The 14677-nt window shown below is 65.8% G+C and carries 16 protein-coding genes and 1 other RNA gene; 11 read left to right on the forward strand and 6 right to left on the reverse strand.

Going from position 1 to position 14677, the window contains the following annotated elements; genetic code table 11:
- Positions 1 to 22: 22 nt before the first annotated feature.
- Positions 23 to 1153 (reverse strand): hypothetical protein, encoded by a 1131-nt coding sequence (locus AC5P88_RS07965; protein ID WP_495224765.1) that lies wholly within the window; start codon positions 1151 to 1153, stop codon positions 23 to 25.
- Between the two features lie 207 nt (positions 1154 to 1360).
- On the opposite strand from AC5P88_RS07965, the gene ssrA reads away from it, so the two are divergent.
- From ssrA to AC5P88_RS07980, 3 genes are all read left to right on the forward strand, one after another.
- Positions 1361 to 1714: a transfer-messenger RNA gene (ssrA, locus tag AC5P88_RS07970) on the forward strand.
- Between the two features lie 74 nt (positions 1715 to 1788).
- Positions 1789 to 3267, forward strand: coding sequence for a hypothetical protein (locus AC5P88_RS07975; RefSeq protein WP_495224766.1), 1479 nt, complete (start codon positions 1789 to 1791; stop codon positions 3265 to 3267).
- Between the two features lie 80 nt (positions 3268 to 3347).
- Positions 3348 to 3839 (forward strand): hypothetical protein, encoded by a 492-nt coding sequence (locus AC5P88_RS07980; protein WP_106549372.1) that lies wholly within the window; start codon positions 3348 to 3350, stop codon positions 3837 to 3839.
- 14 nt (positions 3840 to 3853) lie between these two features.
- Here the strand turns inward: AC5P88_RS07980 and AC5P88_RS07985 are convergent, their stop codons facing one another.
- Positions 3854 to 4315, reverse strand: coding sequence for a methyltransferase family protein (locus tag AC5P88_RS07985; protein WP_106549373.1), 462 nt, complete (start codon positions 4313 to 4315; stop codon positions 3854 to 3856).
- Between the two features lie 153 nt (positions 4316 to 4468).
- On the opposite strand from AC5P88_RS07985, the gene AC5P88_RS07990 reads away from it, so the two are divergent.
- Positions 4469 to 6490, forward strand: coding sequence for an esterase/lipase family protein (locus AC5P88_RS07990; protein ID WP_495224767.1), 2022 nt, complete (start codon positions 4469 to 4471; stop codon positions 6488 to 6490).
- A gap of 98 nt (positions 6491 to 6588) precedes the next feature.
- Here AC5P88_RS07990 and AC5P88_RS07995 read toward each other — a convergent pair whose 3' ends face one another.
- On the reverse strand, positions 6589 to 7281 hold the full coding sequence (locus AC5P88_RS07995) for an alpha/beta hydrolase (RefSeq protein WP_495224768.1): 693 nt from the start codon (positions 7279 to 7281) through the stop codon (positions 6589 to 6591).
- A 98-nt stretch (positions 7282 to 7379) separates the two neighbouring features.
- On the opposite strand from AC5P88_RS07995, the gene AC5P88_RS08000 reads away from it, so the two are divergent.
- The 6 genes from AC5P88_RS08000 to AC5P88_RS08025 all read left to right on the forward strand — a co-directional run bounded on the left by AC5P88_RS08000 (position 7380) and on the right by AC5P88_RS08025 (position 11674).
- Positions 7380 to 8312, forward strand: a complete 933-nt coding sequence (locus tag AC5P88_RS08000; protein ID WP_495224769.1) for a helix-turn-helix domain-containing protein — start codon at positions 7380 to 7382, stop codon at positions 8310 to 8312.
- A 70-nt stretch (positions 8313 to 8382) separates the two neighbouring features.
- On the forward strand, positions 8383 to 9255 hold the full coding sequence (gene hchA / locus AC5P88_RS08005) for a glyoxalase III HchA (RefSeq protein WP_495224770.1): 873 nt from the start codon (positions 8383 to 8385) through the stop codon (positions 9253 to 9255).
- Between the two features lie 5 nt (positions 9256 to 9260).
- Positions 9261 to 9965 carry a PA1136 family autoinducer-binding transcriptional regulator gene (locus AC5P88_RS08010; protein ID WP_495224771.1) on the forward strand — a complete coding sequence of 235 codons (705 nt, stop codon included), beginning with the start codon at positions 9261 to 9263 and terminating at the stop codon, positions 9963 to 9965.
- 87 nt (positions 9966 to 10052) lie between these two features.
- Positions 10053 to 10286 (forward strand): hypothetical protein, encoded by a 234-nt coding sequence (locus AC5P88_RS08015; protein WP_049429130.1) that lies wholly within the window; start codon positions 10053 to 10055, stop codon positions 10284 to 10286.
- A gap of 134 nt (positions 10287 to 10420) precedes the next feature.
- The gene (locus tag AC5P88_RS08020; protein WP_049429131.1) at positions 10421 to 10663 is read left to right on the forward strand and encodes a hypothetical protein; all 243 of its coding nucleotides are present in this window, start codon (positions 10421 to 10423) and stop codon (positions 10661 to 10663) included.
- A 156-nt stretch (positions 10664 to 10819) separates the two neighbouring features.
- Entirely contained in the window at positions 10820 to 11674 is an 855-nt protein-coding gene (locus tag AC5P88_RS08025) for an endonuclease/exonuclease/phosphatase family protein (RefSeq protein WP_495224772.1), read from the forward strand.
- Between the two features lie 19 nt (positions 11675 to 11693).
- Here AC5P88_RS08025 and AC5P88_RS08030 read toward each other — a convergent pair whose 3' ends face one another.
- Positions 11694 to 11957 carry a hypothetical protein gene (locus AC5P88_RS08030; RefSeq protein WP_049429133.1) on the reverse strand — a complete coding sequence of 88 codons (264 nt, stop codon included), beginning with the start codon at positions 11955 to 11957 and terminating at the stop codon, positions 11694 to 11696.
- A 139-nt stretch (positions 11958 to 12096) separates the two neighbouring features.
- Between AC5P88_RS08030 and AC5P88_RS08035 the strand changes: the two genes are divergently transcribed.
- The gene (locus AC5P88_RS08035) at positions 12097 to 12474 is read left to right on the forward strand and encodes a VOC family protein (RefSeq protein WP_495224773.1); all 378 of its coding nucleotides are present in this window, start codon (positions 12097 to 12099) and stop codon (positions 12472 to 12474) included.
- 41 nt (positions 12475 to 12515) lie between these two features.
- Here the strand turns inward: AC5P88_RS08035 and AC5P88_RS08040 are convergent, their stop codons facing one another.
- Positions 12516 to 13937 (reverse strand): efflux transporter outer membrane subunit, encoded by a 1422-nt coding sequence (locus AC5P88_RS08040; protein ID WP_106549382.1) that lies wholly within the window; start codon positions 13935 to 13937, stop codon positions 12516 to 12518.
- Entirely contained in the window at positions 13931 to 14668 is a 738-nt protein-coding gene (locus AC5P88_RS08045) for an SDR family oxidoreductase (protein ID WP_106549383.1), read from the reverse strand. The genes AC5P88_RS08040 and AC5P88_RS08045 overlap by 7 nt, the downstream gene beginning before the upstream one ends.
- Positions 14669 to 14677 lie beyond the last annotated feature (9 nt).

The following is a 14677-nucleotide window of genomic DNA, read 5'->3' on the forward strand; positions in this document are numbered from 1 at the left end:
ACCGGATACGCCGGCGTGCCGGTCAACGCCGCTCGTCTTCTGGAGCGCTGCAGGCAGACGCCGCAGCGCGCAGCAAGGGGCCGACCTCCAGGCGTGGCGCAGGGCCGCCGGCCGGGAAGGCCAATGCAAGCGCCTTCGCCGCACGGTCGGCCTGCGGCTGCACGTACCAGGCGCGCTCCGCTGACAGCGCCTCGCCCCGCACCTGCTGCTCGAAACGGTACTGGCCCCAGTAGATCGCCAGCGGCTCTTCCAGTGCATTGAGGGGGTTGGGCAGCGCCAGGGCCTGCGGGCACAACGCGGCGAAGGACTCGGCCAGGATCCGCCGCTGCGGCGCCGGCTGTCCCGCCGAAAGGAAGTGACTGAACTCGTGCATCACGATCGGCGCCCAATCGTCGTCGGTCTCGAACGTCGAGAACAGCAGGATGTAGCCCCCGCGTAGCTTGGCCTGGGTTCGTTCCGCCTCGGGCCACCATACGAAGCGGACCTGGAAGACGGGCGAATCGTCCACGTTGAAGAACGCCTTCATCTGCTGGGCCAGCGCCAGCACCGCAGGCGCGGACAATTGCCGGGCAAGCGACGCTTGCTGCGCAACAAACGGCGCCTGTACCGCCAGCAGCTGTTCGGCACGTGGCGCGAAGTGCGCGTAGTAGCGGCGCAGCAGCAGCTGATCCTCCCTGTCCTGCCCCGCGATGGCGGCGTCAACAGCTGCGATGAAGGACGGCGCGGCCAGGAAATGCCTCGCGTAAGGATCGCCGGTGCGGGTGTCGGCACCCGCGAACAGGCGATCAGCCGGCGCCGACGGTTCCGAACCGCTTCGCGCAAGCGGAGACGTGCGCTGCCGGAAAGCCGCGTAGCCGGCCAGCAGCGTCCTGTCCTGATCGCTCAGGCCAAAGCGGCGTTGCCACGCTTCCCGATACACCGGCGAGGTGTATCCAGGCAGCCAGTCCGGCAGGTTGTCCAGCAGATTGAACAGATCCAGCACCCGGCTGTAGCGGACCTCCACCGAATAGGGAGGCTCCGCCGCCTGGAGCGTGCAGAATGGCATCACCATCAGGACGGCGAGTACAGCGGCAGCACCACGGAATCGCAGAATGCGGGAGCTGGAGGGCATGGCCGGGGCCGTCCGCGGAAGGGCGTTGACCGATTCGAGCACGCCGCTGCTGTGACCACAACGTGCCAAGCGACATGGGCGGAACCGGCGGCGGGCGGATGGCCCCTCCGCCGGCTCCATCGTGTATTTCCAGGTTCCGACTCCCGTGCGTGACTGTTCAGCCGTATTGCCGTAACATTCGCGGCGTTGGGCAGGCCCTGCCCGTGGCGACACGGAATCGGCCCTGTACCTTGCAGCACTGTAGAAACCGGGGGTGCATTGGTTTCGACGGGGGTTGTGAAGTCGCCTGGCGCATGCCGAGGGGGTAGCTTTCCTCGTAAATCCAGCTGCAAAACTCTAGTTGCCAACGACGACAACTACGCTCTGGCCGCTTAAGGCCTAAGCCTCGAAACCGCTTGTGTCCATGCTCGCGGTGTAGAGTCACTATCATGGAATCGCGCTGGGTGGCTGCCTGTCAGTCCGGCACTAGAACACAACAGGCTGGTTCCCGGATGCGCTTTGCACGCCGTGCTGTTCGGGGACGAGATCTAACGGCGAGCTAAGCATGTAGTGCTGGGGATGGAGTGCCTTCGGACGGCGGTTCAATTCCGCCCACCTCCACCATCTGTATGGCCTGTCGAGGCCGCAAGAAGCCGGATCTCCCGTCATTGGGGTTCCGGCTTTTTTGTTTCCCGAAGATGGCGCCCTCGTCTGCTGTCCCGACATCCCCTGATGCCACCCGCATCGGGAGCCAGTCACAGAAGCTGAGATCCGGATCCAGTAGAGTCCATGCGTCACACGACGTGACCCGAAACCTGAAAGGACATCAGATGAAGCGCATCACACTGTTTGTGGGCTTGGCCGTGGCGTTGGCACTGGGGCAGGCTTCCGCTGCCACGCCAGGCTCCCGCTATCTGCAGCTGGCCGCTGACCAGCGCGTACAACCCGGCACGGCAACCCTGCTTTCGAGCACCATCGATCTGAGCGCCCCCGGTTGGGTGTACGTGCAGTCGGATGGACGGTACTTCCCTGGCGGCAGCTCGGCTGCCAATGCCTACATCACCATCAACGGTGAGGTGGTCTCCAACGACAGCTACATCGACTGGCGGCAGTCAACGTCGGCCCAACAGCACTCCTTCAATGTCATCGGTGCCAAGTACCTGCCTGCCGGACGCCATACGGTCAACCTGGCCGGGCAGGCCATCGGTTCTGCCGTCAATTTCGGCTCCGCCAGCAACCTCTCCGTGCTCATCACCTCTGCAGGCGCAGTTACCAACAGCGGCCTTGCGAGTGACACCGCACAGCTGGACTTCAATACGGTCGGCAGCCCTGAAGGAATGGCGTTGCAGGCCAAGGACCGCAAGCTGCTGATGACTGCCCAGGCCGGCAATCCCGGTGGCCCCATCGTGGCCATGGCTTCCGGCCGCGCGTTCGCGTGGGGCAACTACGGCGATGGCATGATGGGGATTTTCCTGAACGAGCAGGAGCCCGGCATCGAATCGATGACCTGGTCGATCAATGACATCTTCAGTGGCGCAGAAACGCAGGCTCCCTTCTATTCGCAGGGCCTGTTCGTCAATCCGCCGGCTTACAGCACTGTCAGCTTCGTCGCGTCCGAATCGCCGTACTACCAACCGCAGGACGCCAACACCAACAACGTAAAGTACAAGTTCGGCGCCAATTCCCGACTGGTGACGCTGTCCAACGGCTTTGGCGTGGTCGGAAAGGGGTTGAATCCTGGATTCAACTACGCCGCCGCAGGCCCGTACCGCCGATTCGCCTATGTCTGCGTCGGGACCAATGGCTTCGCGCCGGGCTGTCCGTCGGTGGGCTCGCAGGTGGTCATTGGCGAGGGCCAGGTCTGCATTCCGCAGGGGCACAACGGCGTGGTGCTTTTCTCGACGAAGTCTCGCGTGCAGGGTGACCCGAACGACGGTGGCGGAAGCGTGTTTCTGTTCCTGAAGATCGATGGCCAGCAGGTGGGCAGCCTCGGCACCCAGCAGTTGGGCTCCAAGCCGGACTCGGTCAGCACCCGCACCATCTCCGCCAGCTACCTGAGCGCGGGATCATCCGCGCTGGGGACGGGCTGCCACACCGTGCAGGCCGTGGCCCAGGTATTGGGAGATTTCCGCCACATGTCGCTCAATGCCGACATGCCACTCGTCTGGTTCGACTGACCCATCGCGTCGAATGTGGCCGGTGGCCGGGTCTGTTCGCCCCGCCACCGGCTATCCCGCAACACGTTGAAGGATCTGCCATGAAAGCCCCCCTCGCCCTCACCCTGCTCTTCGCCGCATTCGCCGCATTCGCCGCAGCTCCGGCCACGCACGCCGCCGCACCAGCCATTGCTCCACCTGGCACCGCCACGCTGGAAGCCATGCTGGCCTGCAAGGCCGGCTCGAACTTCAGCGAGGCCGACGCCATCGATGCACTGCAGGCCGCCGGCCTGGCCAGGAAACCAGGTGGCACTTTCGAGCCGGAGGACAAGCCGGTTGCCCTGTTCGGCGGTACCGTCACCAGCGCGGATGTGAACGTGGCCGAAGGCGAGAAGAGCCTCTTCGTCTACTTGAACGGCGTTGATTCCAAGCGTCTGGCCAAGGCATGGTCAGTGACCACGGTCAACGAGCACGCCAACACGGAGGAGCCTTCATACGTGAAGGCCATCGACAAGCGACACACCCTGCACGTGATCGCAGGCGACGACTACGAAGGCTATTCCGCTGCCGTGAAGTGCCAGATCACCCGGTAACGGCATCACCTGCGCTACAACCAACGCCGCACTCGTTGGCGGAACAACGGATACACCTCGGGGAAGCGGGCCAGCAACGCCCGCTCTTCCGGCATGATCTGCAGCCAGGTGATGTACAGCACGAACAACGGCACCGCCAGCAACGCGATCGTGTTCTGCAGGTACAACATCGCACCGGTCAGGATCGTTGCCTGGCCCAGATACATCGGATTGCGCGTGTAGCGGTACACGCCGTGCATGACCAGCGCGCTCGATGCCGAAGGGCGCAGCGGATTGACCGTGGTGCGCGCCCTCTGGAACGCGAGCTTCGGCAGCAGGTTCAACGCCACACCGATCGCCATCACCCCGCCTGCCATCAGCGCTGGCATCGGCAGGGACAACACCGCATCCGGCCACAGCCGGCTACCCAGCCAGCCGATTCCCGCGCACAGCAGCATCACCAGCGGCGGCGGGATCCGGGTCTCAAGCCACGTCATCGCAGTCCCTGCATCGCTCCATTCACCCCAGTGTCACACGAACCTGCCTGAATCGCTTGCACGGCAGTGGCTCAGGGGCCCAAACCGACCGCCCGGTATGTTCCGCTTTGACATGCCGACCGCTAGAGTGGCGCGACCGCGCAGGAGGATCGTATGGCTACCACGGGCTTGGGCTTCATCGGCCGCACGACCCTCATCATCACCGTGCTCCTCACCCTGGGTGGCTGCGCGACATTGCGCCAGTTCGGCCCTTCGGTGCAGGTGGCTTCGGTCACGCCCGGCCAGTACATCGCGCTCAAGCGCGGCGACATCCTCACCACCGGCAAGCTCAGCTCGGCGACGATGGAAACGCTGCGCGTGGCCGGCCTGGATGAAGGCGTCTGCGCCAAGCCGGGCCTGCCCTGCATCGAAGCGATGGAAGGCAGCATCGTGGTGCGCGAGGAGGACAAGCGTTCGAGCCTGGCCGAGTTGTGGCTGCAGTATGCGATGACCCTGCCCGCGCCGAAGCGCGAGTACTCCACCTCCGGCCGTGCCAAGAGCGCAATCACCGAGCTGGATGCCGATTTCCAACCGCGCCTGGACGCGTGGATGCAGGTCGCGCGCCAGGCCTACGCCTATCTGTTCTTCACCGAGCGCACCGCCAACCAGCGCGGCTTCGAAGACCGCCAGACCCAGGTGCGCGACTACTACAACCTGGCCGTGCAGGAAGCCTCGGTACAGCTGTACAACGCCTACGCCACCGGCCGCGTGCACAGCGAAGCCAGCCACTTCCAGCTGGGCCGCTGGACCTTCGTGCTGGCCCCTTCAGGCGAAGCATCGCCGCTGGATACGCGCACCCCCACCGAGCTGGTGCCGGCGGCCTCGCTGTCGTTCACCGGCACGCTGCGCAGCGTGCATCGCCGCGATGGCTTCGGTGCCGAACTGGTGGCGGTGATGGACGATCCCGCAGCCGCCACGACCACCACGCCGCCGGCAGCGACGCCTGCGACGCAGGCCAGCGCTTCGGCCACGCAGAGCTGGAGCGAGATGCCGTCGCCGTCGATGACGGTGCTGCTGCGCTTCTCGGGAAAGAACTTGTGGGAAGTGCTGCACGACGACGAGCCGGAACTGGAAATCCACGATCCCTACCAGGTCACGGAAGTCACCCTGCATGGCCAGCAGGTGCCGCTGGCCGCGAACTTCACCGCTGGCTACGCGCTGTGGCTGGCGCGTTCCAACTTCAGCCACCAGTCGCTGCGCTCGTTGTTCGGCGGCAAGGGCGGCATCGACACGCCGCATCTGTACATGATGCAGCCTTACGATCCCAACCGCCGCGTGCTGCTGATGATCCATGGCCTGGCCAGCAGCCCGGAAGCATGGGTCAACGTTGCCAACGAGCTGATGCGTGACGACGAGATCCGCCAGGATTTCCAGATCTGGCAGTTCTATTACCCGACCAACATGCCCATCGCGATGAGCCACGATGCAATGCGCCATACGCTGGCCGAAGTGTTCAAGCACTTCGATCCCGGCGGCAAGGCGCAGGCCTCGCACGACATGGTGCTGGTCGGGCACAGCATGGGCGGCGTGATCGCGCGGCTGATGATCTCCTCTTCCGGCGATCATCTGGTGGACACGCTGCTGGCAACCGCGCAGATGACACCCGCACAGCAGGAACTCCTGCGCACCAAGGGCGCACCGGTGCTGACCTTCCTGCCGGAACCGGAAGTGTCGCGCGTGGTGTTCATCGCCACGCCGCACCGCGGCACCGACGTGGCCGGCACCCGCCTGGGCCGCTGGATCGGACGCCTGGTGCGATTGCCGCTGACCGTGCTGGAAGACGTGGCCACCATTGCCAACGATGGTCAGATCGACCGCAATGACGGCAAGCACGGCTACCAAATGAACAGCATCCAGAACCTGGACAAGGATGATCCCTTCGTCCGCGCGGTGGCCGACCTGCCGATGTCGCCGAAGGTGCACTACCACTCGATCATCGCGCGCGCCAAGGCCGATGGCCCGCTGGAAAAGACCGACGACGGACTGGTGCCGTACTGGAGCTCGCACCTGCCGCACGCGGACTCGGAGAAGGTGATCGTGTCCGGTCACAGCGTGCAGGAAGCCACGCCTGCCATCGTCGAGCTGCGGCGGATCCTGCATGAGGACATGCAGGAGCACGACCGCCAGAACAGGTAGCCCACATCATCACGGCCGCTGGCTGTCCCGCGCGGCCGCATCACAGCGGCGGTGCCCGGGCTTGCCGGAACACCGCCACTGCGGCAGGCACGAACTGCTCAGCCTTCTCCGCCGGCTGCAGCTTCGGTGATCAGATCTGCCACTGCTACCGGCTGCGATGCCAGCGACGCGTGGCTGGCATCCAGCGTGAGGGTGGCACGCGGCTGCATGCGCGCCGCCATGCGCCGCTGGTTGTCGGGATGGATCATGTGATCAGCGCTGGAGACCTGGTACCAGCTCGGCTTGTGCCGCCACGCTGGATCGCTGATTGCATCGCCGAACGTGCTCGCCAGAGGTGCCTTCTGCGTGACCGCCATTACCCGCGCCTCATCGACCGGCAGGTCCTGGCAGAAGCTCTCGTGGAACCTGCCCGGCTGCAGCCACAGGTAACCGTCGCTGTCCGGCGCCAGGTTGGCCGCCGCCTCGGGCAACTGCTGCTGGGTAATGCCGCCGGGGCTCTCGCCCGCATCCGGCGCAAACGCGGCGATGAAGACCAGCCCCATCACGTTGGGTTCGTTTCCGGCCTCGGTGATCACTGCACCACCATAGGAATGGCCAACCAGCAGCACCGGCCCCTGGACCTGGCGGATCATGCGGCGGGTGCGTTCCGCGTCGTCGGCCAGCGATGTCAGTGGCAGTTCCACGGCATGCAGGTCGTGGAAGCCTCGGCGATCGAGCTCCAGGATCACCTTGGCCCAATGCGCGGCACCGCCCCAGAAACCATGAACCAGAATGATGCTTGGCTTGCTCATCTTGCAGGACTCCTCACTTGGATGGGATGGTTGGCTGGCAGCAGCCCGCGCTGCCTGAAGCCACCCGGCCAGACTACGGATCGCACCCGCCAGCAGCGATGCACGGACTCCTGAAAACCATGCCAAGGCTCCACAACACCGAATCGCTCCAGGCTGGATCCGACGCACTGTTTGCGATCTTCCAGTCGTCGCGCATGCAGGGCGGCGACATCAGCCGCCACGTCATGCAGCCCGGCGGATCACTCACCGTTGCCGAAGGCCAGGGGTGCTTCCATTTCATCGAGCACGGCACGGCGCGGCTGCATGCAGATTCCGCCGTCGTGCCGCTGCGTACGGGCGAGCTGCTGTTGATGCCGCATGGCCGGACGCATCGCATCGACTGCGCCGCCGACGCGCAGGGGCCGGCCCATCTGACCACCGCATCGTTCGGGTTCGATGGCCCCGGCAGCCGTCTGCTGCTCGATGCCCTGCCCGGTTGGTTGCATGTCCCAGGGGTGGACCGGATGCCAAGCGGATTTCCCGCCAACTCGGCCGACTGGATGGCGGTAACCCTGGCCGCGATCCAGGCTGAAGCAGCCCGGCCTACGCTGGGCAGCGGCTTGATGCTGTCACGCCTGCTCGACCTGTTGTTTGTCTGGACCCTGCGCTACTGGCTCGGAACATCCGGTCCGCACAACTGCCAGCGTCTGCACGCCTTGGCCGACCCCCTGATCGGGCGAGCATTGGCGTTGATGCAGGCCCGGCCCGCACACGCATGGACCGTCGAGTCACTCGCAGCGTGCCTGAATCAGTCCCGCTCGAACTTCGCGCAGCGATTCAGCCTCGCCACCGGCATGCCACCGATGCGCTATCTGGCTGAATCGCGACTGCAGCTGGCCGCGCAGATGCTGCGCAGTGGCAAGCGACGGGTGTCGCAGATTGCCGGAGACGTCGGGTATCTGTCCGAACCCGCATTCAGTCGTGCGTTCCGCCGCGCGTTCGGCATGAGCCCGAATGCCTGGCGCCAACAGGCGCCGGCGACATCCGACTGAGGGAAATCCCTCATCGCGCCTGCGCACCCGTCCTCCTATGCTGGCCTCACATTCCCCGCAGGAGGTCCGCATGAACACGCAAGAGCCCAGCCGCCAGCCCAGCCCCGACCCGGCCGAGCGCGATGCCTTCTTCCCGTCGCCCTACTCGCTGTCGCAGTTCACCTCGCCCAGGAGCGACCTGTCCGGTGCCGACTATCCGGACGCACGCCGCGACGGTCGCTGGAAGGTGCTGATGATCGCCGCCGACGAGCGCTACCTGCCCACCGCCAATGGCCACCTGTTCTCCACCGGCAACCATCCGGTGGAGACCCTGCTGCCGATGTACCACCTCGACAAGGCCGGCTTCGGCATCGATGTGGCTACGCTGTCGGGCAACGCCGCCAAATTCGAGTGGTGGGCGTTCCCGCGCGAGGACAAGGAGATCGGCGGACTGTACGAACGTTACGAGTCGCGCTTCCGCCAGCCGCTGCCGCTGGACAAGGTGGTCGCCGGGCTTGATGCGGATTCGGACTATGCCGCGGTGTTCATCCCCGGCGGCCATGGCGCCCTGATCGGACTGCCGCAGAGCCGTGCGGTGAAGGCCGTCCTGCACTGGGCGATGGCCCAGCAACGCCACATCATCACCCTGTGCCACGGTCCGGCTGCACTGCTCGCTGCAGGCGTGGACGAGGCCGATGGCGGTTCGCTGTTCCGCGGCTACCGCATCTGCGCCTTCCCCGATGCGATGGACCGGCAGACGCCGGAGATCGGCTACATGCCTGGACAGTTGCCGTGGTTCTTCGGTGAGCGCCTGGCACAGCAGGGCGTGCAGATCGTCAACGACGGCATCGATGGCAGCGTGCTGCAGGACCGACTGCTGTTGACCGGTGACAGCCCGCTGGCCGGCAATGCGCTGGGCAAACTGGCTGCACGCACCCTGCTCGACGCCCTGGCCGGGCGCTGAACCGGATGACCGCGCTGGTGCAGGCGTTGCTGGAACTGGAACGCGCCCGTTCGCTGAGCGCGGTGGGTGCGGTCCTGCGAGGCATCGCGGCACCACTCGGCTACGACCGCGTGCTGGTGTTCGCCACCGGCACCGGGCTGGAGCGGGGTACACAACGCGTGTACTGGATCGAAGGCGACTGGTTCGGCGATGGCAGCGATACCGACCTTGCGCGCTACCTTCACGCCTGCCCGGTGAATCGCCACGTGCTGGACAGCGACGCGCCGTTCTTCTGGAGCAAGCGCCAGGGCGTTCGCGGCGAACGCTACCAGATAGTGAAGCAGCCACGCGGCGAAGGCCTGCATGGTCTGCAGGTGCCGGTGTTCGGCACCACCGGCCTGGAGGGCGCGATCAGCGTTGCCGGTACGTCGATCGACGCGTCGGCCAGCGCGCGCCTCCAGCTGGAGACTGCTGCAACCGCAGCATTCCGAGCCGCACGCCATCTGGCCGAATCGCCTGCCGAGCTTTCGGGAAGCGCGCTGAGCAACCGCGAGCGCGAAGTGCTGCGCTGGGTTGCCGCCGGCCGCCGGCAGGCTGAGATCGCGGCCACGCTTGGGCTTTCCACGCGCACGGTGGAGAACCATCTGCGCCACGCGCGCCAACGCCTGGGTGTGGCGACCACCGCGCAGGCAGTGCGTGCCGCCAGCCGTCGCGGCGAGATCGAAGACTGATCGCGGCGAGGCACTTCCGGCGGTCTGGTTCGCGTGTTACACACGCCATGCGCATGTGCGCGATTGCAGAAAGCAAGGATGATGCTTATGAAACTGCAACTGGCCACGATGGCCGCGTTGGTGGTGGCAACTGCAACCCTGGCTCCGGTGGCGGACGCCAACACAGGGGTCCCGAGAGAGAATGTTTCCTGTGTGCCTGTGAATGTGGACCGCAACCGTGTCCACCACCACTGCACGGAAACCTACACCGATGAATTCGGCAACGTCTACACAGCCGAGTACTGGATCGACGAGTACGGCAACCCTTACCTGCGCGACTGAGCCGGGAAGGGACTGCGCCGGGCCGCGAGCCGGGCCGGCGCGTACGCAGCAGCTGCCGCACGGTCGCCTGATCTACCGGGGGTAGTTGCATGACACCGCGCAGATGCGCGATTGCAGACACAAGGATGATGCCCATGAAACTGCACCTGGCCTCGATGGCCGCACTGATGCTTGCTGTGGGAGCTCTCTCCACGTCGTCCCAGGCCACCGCCAGCGGTGGTGGCGGTGGTCCGGAGAACACGAACTGCGTCCGGGTCAAGATGGGGCCCTATTACCATCAACGTTGCGAAGTGACGTACTTCGAAGAGGATGGCACTCCCTACATCCGGGTGTACTGGATTGACCAGAATGGCCAGTGGTACCTGCCCGCCGACTGAGCAGACATGATCTCCTGATCGCGCCCGCGCGATCCGCCGGGCGGCGCTTTCACCGCCCGCCCGGCACCTGCCATCCGCCCGTCCCGGCATACCGCTGCCCCCGCCTTCCATGGCATGCTCCATGAAACCGTTTTCATGGAATGGAGGGATTCCACGATGTTGTCGCGCTTCCGTCGCCCTGCGCTGTGCGCATTGTTGGCGCTTGCTCTGCCTGCCGTTGCCTGGGCCGCCGCACCGGCGCCACTGAAAGTGATGTCGTTCAATGTCCGCACCCCGGCTGATACCGAACCGGGCAAACGCTGGCCGGACCGTCGCGATGCCATGGTCAAGGTCATCCTTGATGCACACCCTGCCGTGATCGGCACCCAGGAACTGGTGAAGGAGCAGGCCGACTACCTGTCCGAGCACCTGCCCGGTTACCGCTGGTTCGGCGAAGGCCGCCGCGGCGGAAGCGGTGACGAACACATGGGCGTGTTCTACGACAGCAAGGTGCTGGCCGTCGAGGAATCCGGCAACTTCTGGTTGTCCGATACGCCGGAGGTGCCCGGCAGCATCACCTGGGGCAACCTGTACCCGCGCATGGTCACCTGGGCCCTGTTCCGGCGCCTGGACGATGGCCGTCGTTTCTACTTCATGGATACCCACCTGCCCTACCGCGACGAGGACGAGCCGCGCCGGGTGAAGGGTGCCGAACTGATCGGCAAGCATCTGGCAACCCTGCCGACCGACCTGCCGGTGGTCCTGACCGGCGACTTCAACAGCGAGCCCGGTGGTGACACCTACAAGGCATTCACCCGCCTGCTGCAGGACACCCGTACCCAGGTGAAGGCTCCGCAGGGCCCACGCCTGACCTTCCACGATTTCACCGGCAAGGCCACCGTGCAGCTGGACTGGGTGCTGGTGCGTGGCTTCAGTGCACGCAGCTTCGTCACCGATGACCGTCGCATCGACGGCGTGTTGCCATCGGATCATTTCCCGCTGGTGGTCGAGCTGGACTGGCCGAAACACTGAACCTGCGCGGCAGCCGCAGCTACGGCGGCGGCTGTCGCGACATCAGCCGGTACAGCGCCTGATGCTGGTTGCGTGCCTGGCAGATGCGGGCACCGACCGCCAGAAACACGGAGATGCCGATCAGGCCCAGCCCCAGCATCTGGTCCGGCAGGCGCACGAAGCCGATCGCAGCCGCCATCGTAGCCAATACCATCAGCACTACGACCGCTACCGACAGCCCTGCACCAGGCGGCCCCGGATCACCGAACAGCATGCGCTGGGTATCGCGCTTGTCATCGCTCATCGCCTGCCCTCCTGGAATCTGCCCCACTAGTTACACCGCGGGCCCCGGTTCCGGCAGAGTCAGAAACGTCATGACTGTGACAACGTCCACAGCACGCGACGCGCTACCCTGCCTCCATTCCCAATCTGCGGAGGACGTCATGGCGCACCAGAGCCGTCTGGCCGGATTCATCATCGACTGCCAGGACACGCCCGCTGACGAAGGCGCGCGCTTCTGGGCGGCCGCACTCGGCCTGCAGCCGCAGCCATCGTATGGCGAAGATGGCGCCGAGTATGCCGAGCTGCGGGATGCGCCGGGAGGGCTGCAGGTGGAGGTGCAGCGGGTCGCTCACCCCTCGCGCGTGCACCTGGACATCGAGAGCGACGACATCGATGCCGAGGCAGATCGACTGGAAAAACTCGGCGCGCGCCGGATCGGCTTCGTCAAACGCTGGTGGGTGATGGAAGCGCCCACCGGCCATCGCTTCTGCATCGTGCGCATGCGCGAACGCGCAGTACCGGCCAATCTCTGGCCCTGAAGCAGATAGGGACGGAAGCCGCGGCTTCCGTCCCCTCATGCCTACTGCAGCTGCGCCACGCTGGGTTGCTGCGGCGATTGCCCCCAGCCGCCCAGCGCCTTGTACACGCCAACAACGCTGACGTTGACTTCGGCCTCGGCCGCCGCCAATGCATCATCCGCCGCCAGCTGCGTGCGCTGCGCATCCAGCAGGGTCAGGAAGTCTTCCGAGCCCTCGCGATAGCGGATCTGCGCCAGCGATTCGGCACGTCGTGCCGCCTGCGCCTGCTCGACCACGATCGCCAGCCGCGCCTGCTGCTTGGAATAGCGGGTCAGCGCGTTCTCGGTGTCTTCCAGCGCCAGCAGCACGGCCTGCTCATACTGCGCGGCCACGCCTTCAGCCTCTGCCTTGCTGGCACGCAGGCGTGCACGCACGGTACCGAAGTCGAACGCGGCCCAGCTCAGCGACGGGGTCAGCGACCAGGCCTTGTTGTTGCCATTGACCAGGCCACTGGCGTCGCCGCCGAGGAAGCCGACGAAACCGGACAACGACAGCCGCGGGAACAGGTCCGCAGTCGCCACGCCCACGCGTGCGGTCGCCGCCGCCAGGCGACGCTCGGCCACACGCACGTCGGCGCGCTGGCGCAGCAGTTCGCGGGTATCGCCCAGCGGCAACGCCTTGGCGAACGCCGGCACTTCATGCGGTGCCAGCATGGCGGTCAGCATTTCCGGGCGCTGGCCCAGCAGCACCGCCAGCCGGTTGCGCGACTGCGTCTCGGATACTTCCAGCAGCGGAATGTCGGCCTCGATCGCCTTCAACCGGGCACGGCTGCTCTGCACGTCCAGCTCGCTGCCAGCGCCCAGCTCCCAGCGCGCCTCGGTCAGCTTCTGCGTATCGCGCAGGTTGACCAGGGTGTGCTGGGCCACCGCGATGCGCTTCTGCGTACCGCGCAGCTCGAAGTAGTTGCGAGCCACTTCGGCGGCGACCAGTACCTGCGCATCGGCCAGGTTGGCCTGCTCGGCGTCGAGGTCGGCGCGCGCGGCTTCTGCAGCACGGCGCTTGCGGCCGAACAGATCCAGCTCCCAGCCGGCGTCGAAGCCGAGCTGGTAGCTTTCACTGAACACCCGCTGCCCACCCAGCTGCGGATCGGGTTGCTTGCGGCGGTCGTAGCTGCCGCCTGCGGTGATGTGCGGGGCCTGGTCGAAACGGCTTTCGACGAACACCGCACGGGCCTGGCTGACGCGGGCCACCGCCACGCGCAGGTCGAGGTTGTCCGACAGCGCACCGTGCACCAGTTCTTCCAGCACCGGATCATCGAACTGCGCCCACCAGCTGGCCACCGGCGAGGTGGTGCTGAACACCGGCTGCTGCGCTCCCTGCAGCACCACCGGCTCCTGCACGGGCGCCTTGTAGTTCGGGCCGACGCTGACACAGCCTGCCAGCACCAGGCTGGAGACGGCCATCGCCAACGTGCGGATCACCATGGCAGCACCTCACCCAGGTAGGTGAAGCTGCCACTGGCGCCGGATTCACCGATCAGCGCCATTTCCACGCTGGAACGTGCGCCTTCGCTGATTTCGATTTCGCCGTTGCCGCCGTTCATGTCGGTCTTCACGTAACCCGGATGCACGGTGTTGACCTTGATCGGGGTGTTGCGCAGTTCGTAGGCCAGGCTCAGCGTCCAGCTGTTCACCGCTGCCTTGGAGGCGTTGTAGGCCGGCACCTTGAAATCGTAGATGCCCGACGCCGGGTCGGCGTGCAGGGTCTGCGAGCCGAGCATGCTCGATACGTTGACGATGCGGCCGGACTTGGCCTGCTTGACCAGCGGCAGGAAGGCCTGGGTGACCGCCACCAGCGCATACACGTTGGTGTCGAAGGTGCGCTTCCAGGTATCGAGCGACTGCTCCGACGGCGCCTGCGCCGGATTCTCGATCATGATGCCGGCGTTGTTGACCAGGATGTCGAGGCGGCCATGGCGCTGGCGTACCTGCTCGACTGCTTCGGCGATGCTTGCCGCATCGGTCACGTCCAGCTGGATGGCTTCCACCGGCAGGCCCTCGGCCTGCAGCTTCAGTGCCTGCTCCACGGCGGTCTCGCGCTTGCGGCCGGCCAGCAGCGTGTGCACGCCGGCCTGGGCCAGCTGGCGCACGGTCTCGGCGCCGATGCCACGGGTGGCGCCGGTGACCAGCGCGATCTTGTTCTGATGGGTGTTCATGGATTCATG

The organism is Stenotrophomonas sp. YJH_SMC_8, assembly GCF_059371315.1.

What these genes read in the sequence shown, in the direction of transcription:
- AC5P88_RS07990 (WP_495224767.1), top strand. Translation starts at nt 4,469, where the DNA reads ATGGCTACCACGGGCTTGGGCTTCATCGGCCGCACGACCCTCATCATC.
- AC5P88_RS08030 (WP_049429133.1), bottom strand. Translation starts at nt 11,957, where the DNA reads ATGAGCGATGACAAGCGCGATACCCAGCGCATGCTGTTCGGTGATCCG.
- AC5P88_RS08035 (WP_495224773.1), top strand. Translation starts at nt 12,097, where the DNA reads ATGGCGCACCAGAGCCGTCTGGCCGGATTCATCATCGACTGCCAGGAC.
- AC5P88_RS08020 (WP_049429131.1), top strand. Translation starts at nt 10,421, where the DNA reads ATGAAACTGCACCTGGCCTCGATGGCCGCACTGATGCTTGCTGTGGGA.
- AC5P88_RS08025 (WP_495224772.1), top strand. Translation starts at nt 10,820, where the DNA reads ATGTTGTCGCGCTTCCGTCGCCCTGCGCTGTGCGCATTGTTGGCGCTT.
- AC5P88_RS07985 (WP_106549373.1), bottom strand. Translation starts at nt 4,315, where the DNA reads ATGACGTGGCTTGAGACCCGGATCCCGCCGCCGCTGGTGATGCTGCTG.
- AC5P88_RS07995 (WP_495224768.1), bottom strand. Translation starts at nt 7,281, where the DNA reads ATGAGCAAGCCAAGCATCATTCTGGTTCATGGTTTCTGGGGCGGTGCC.
- hchA (WP_495224770.1), top strand. Translation starts at nt 8,383, where the DNA reads ATGAACACGCAAGAGCCCAGCCGCCAGCCCAGCCCCGACCCGGCCGAG.
- AC5P88_RS08015 (WP_049429130.1), top strand. Translation starts at nt 10,053, where the DNA reads ATGAAACTGCAACTGGCCACGATGGCCGCGTTGGTGGTGGCAACTGCA.
- AC5P88_RS08045 (WP_106549383.1), bottom strand. Translation starts at nt 14,668, where the DNA reads ATGAACACCCATCAGAACAAGATCGCGCTGGTCACCGGCGCCACCCGT.
- AC5P88_RS07980 (WP_106549372.1), top strand. Translation starts at nt 3,348, where the DNA reads ATGAAAGCCCCCCTCGCCCTCACCCTGCTCTTCGCCGCATTCGCCGCA.
- AC5P88_RS08000 (WP_495224769.1), top strand. Translation starts at nt 7,380, where the DNA reads ATGCACGGACTCCTGAAAACCATGCCAAGGCTCCACAACACCGAATCG.
- AC5P88_RS08040 (WP_106549382.1), bottom strand. Translation starts at nt 13,937, where the DNA reads ATGGTGATCCGCACGTTGGCGATGGCCGTCTCCAGCCTGGTGCTGGCA.
- AC5P88_RS08010 (WP_495224771.1), top strand. Translation starts at nt 9,261, where the DNA reads ATGACCGCGCTGGTGCAGGCGTTGCTGGAACTGGAACGCGCCCGTTCG.
- AC5P88_RS07975 (WP_495224766.1), top strand. Translation starts at nt 1,789, where the DNA reads ATGGCGCCCTCGTCTGCTGTCCCGACATCCCCTGATGCCACCCGCATC.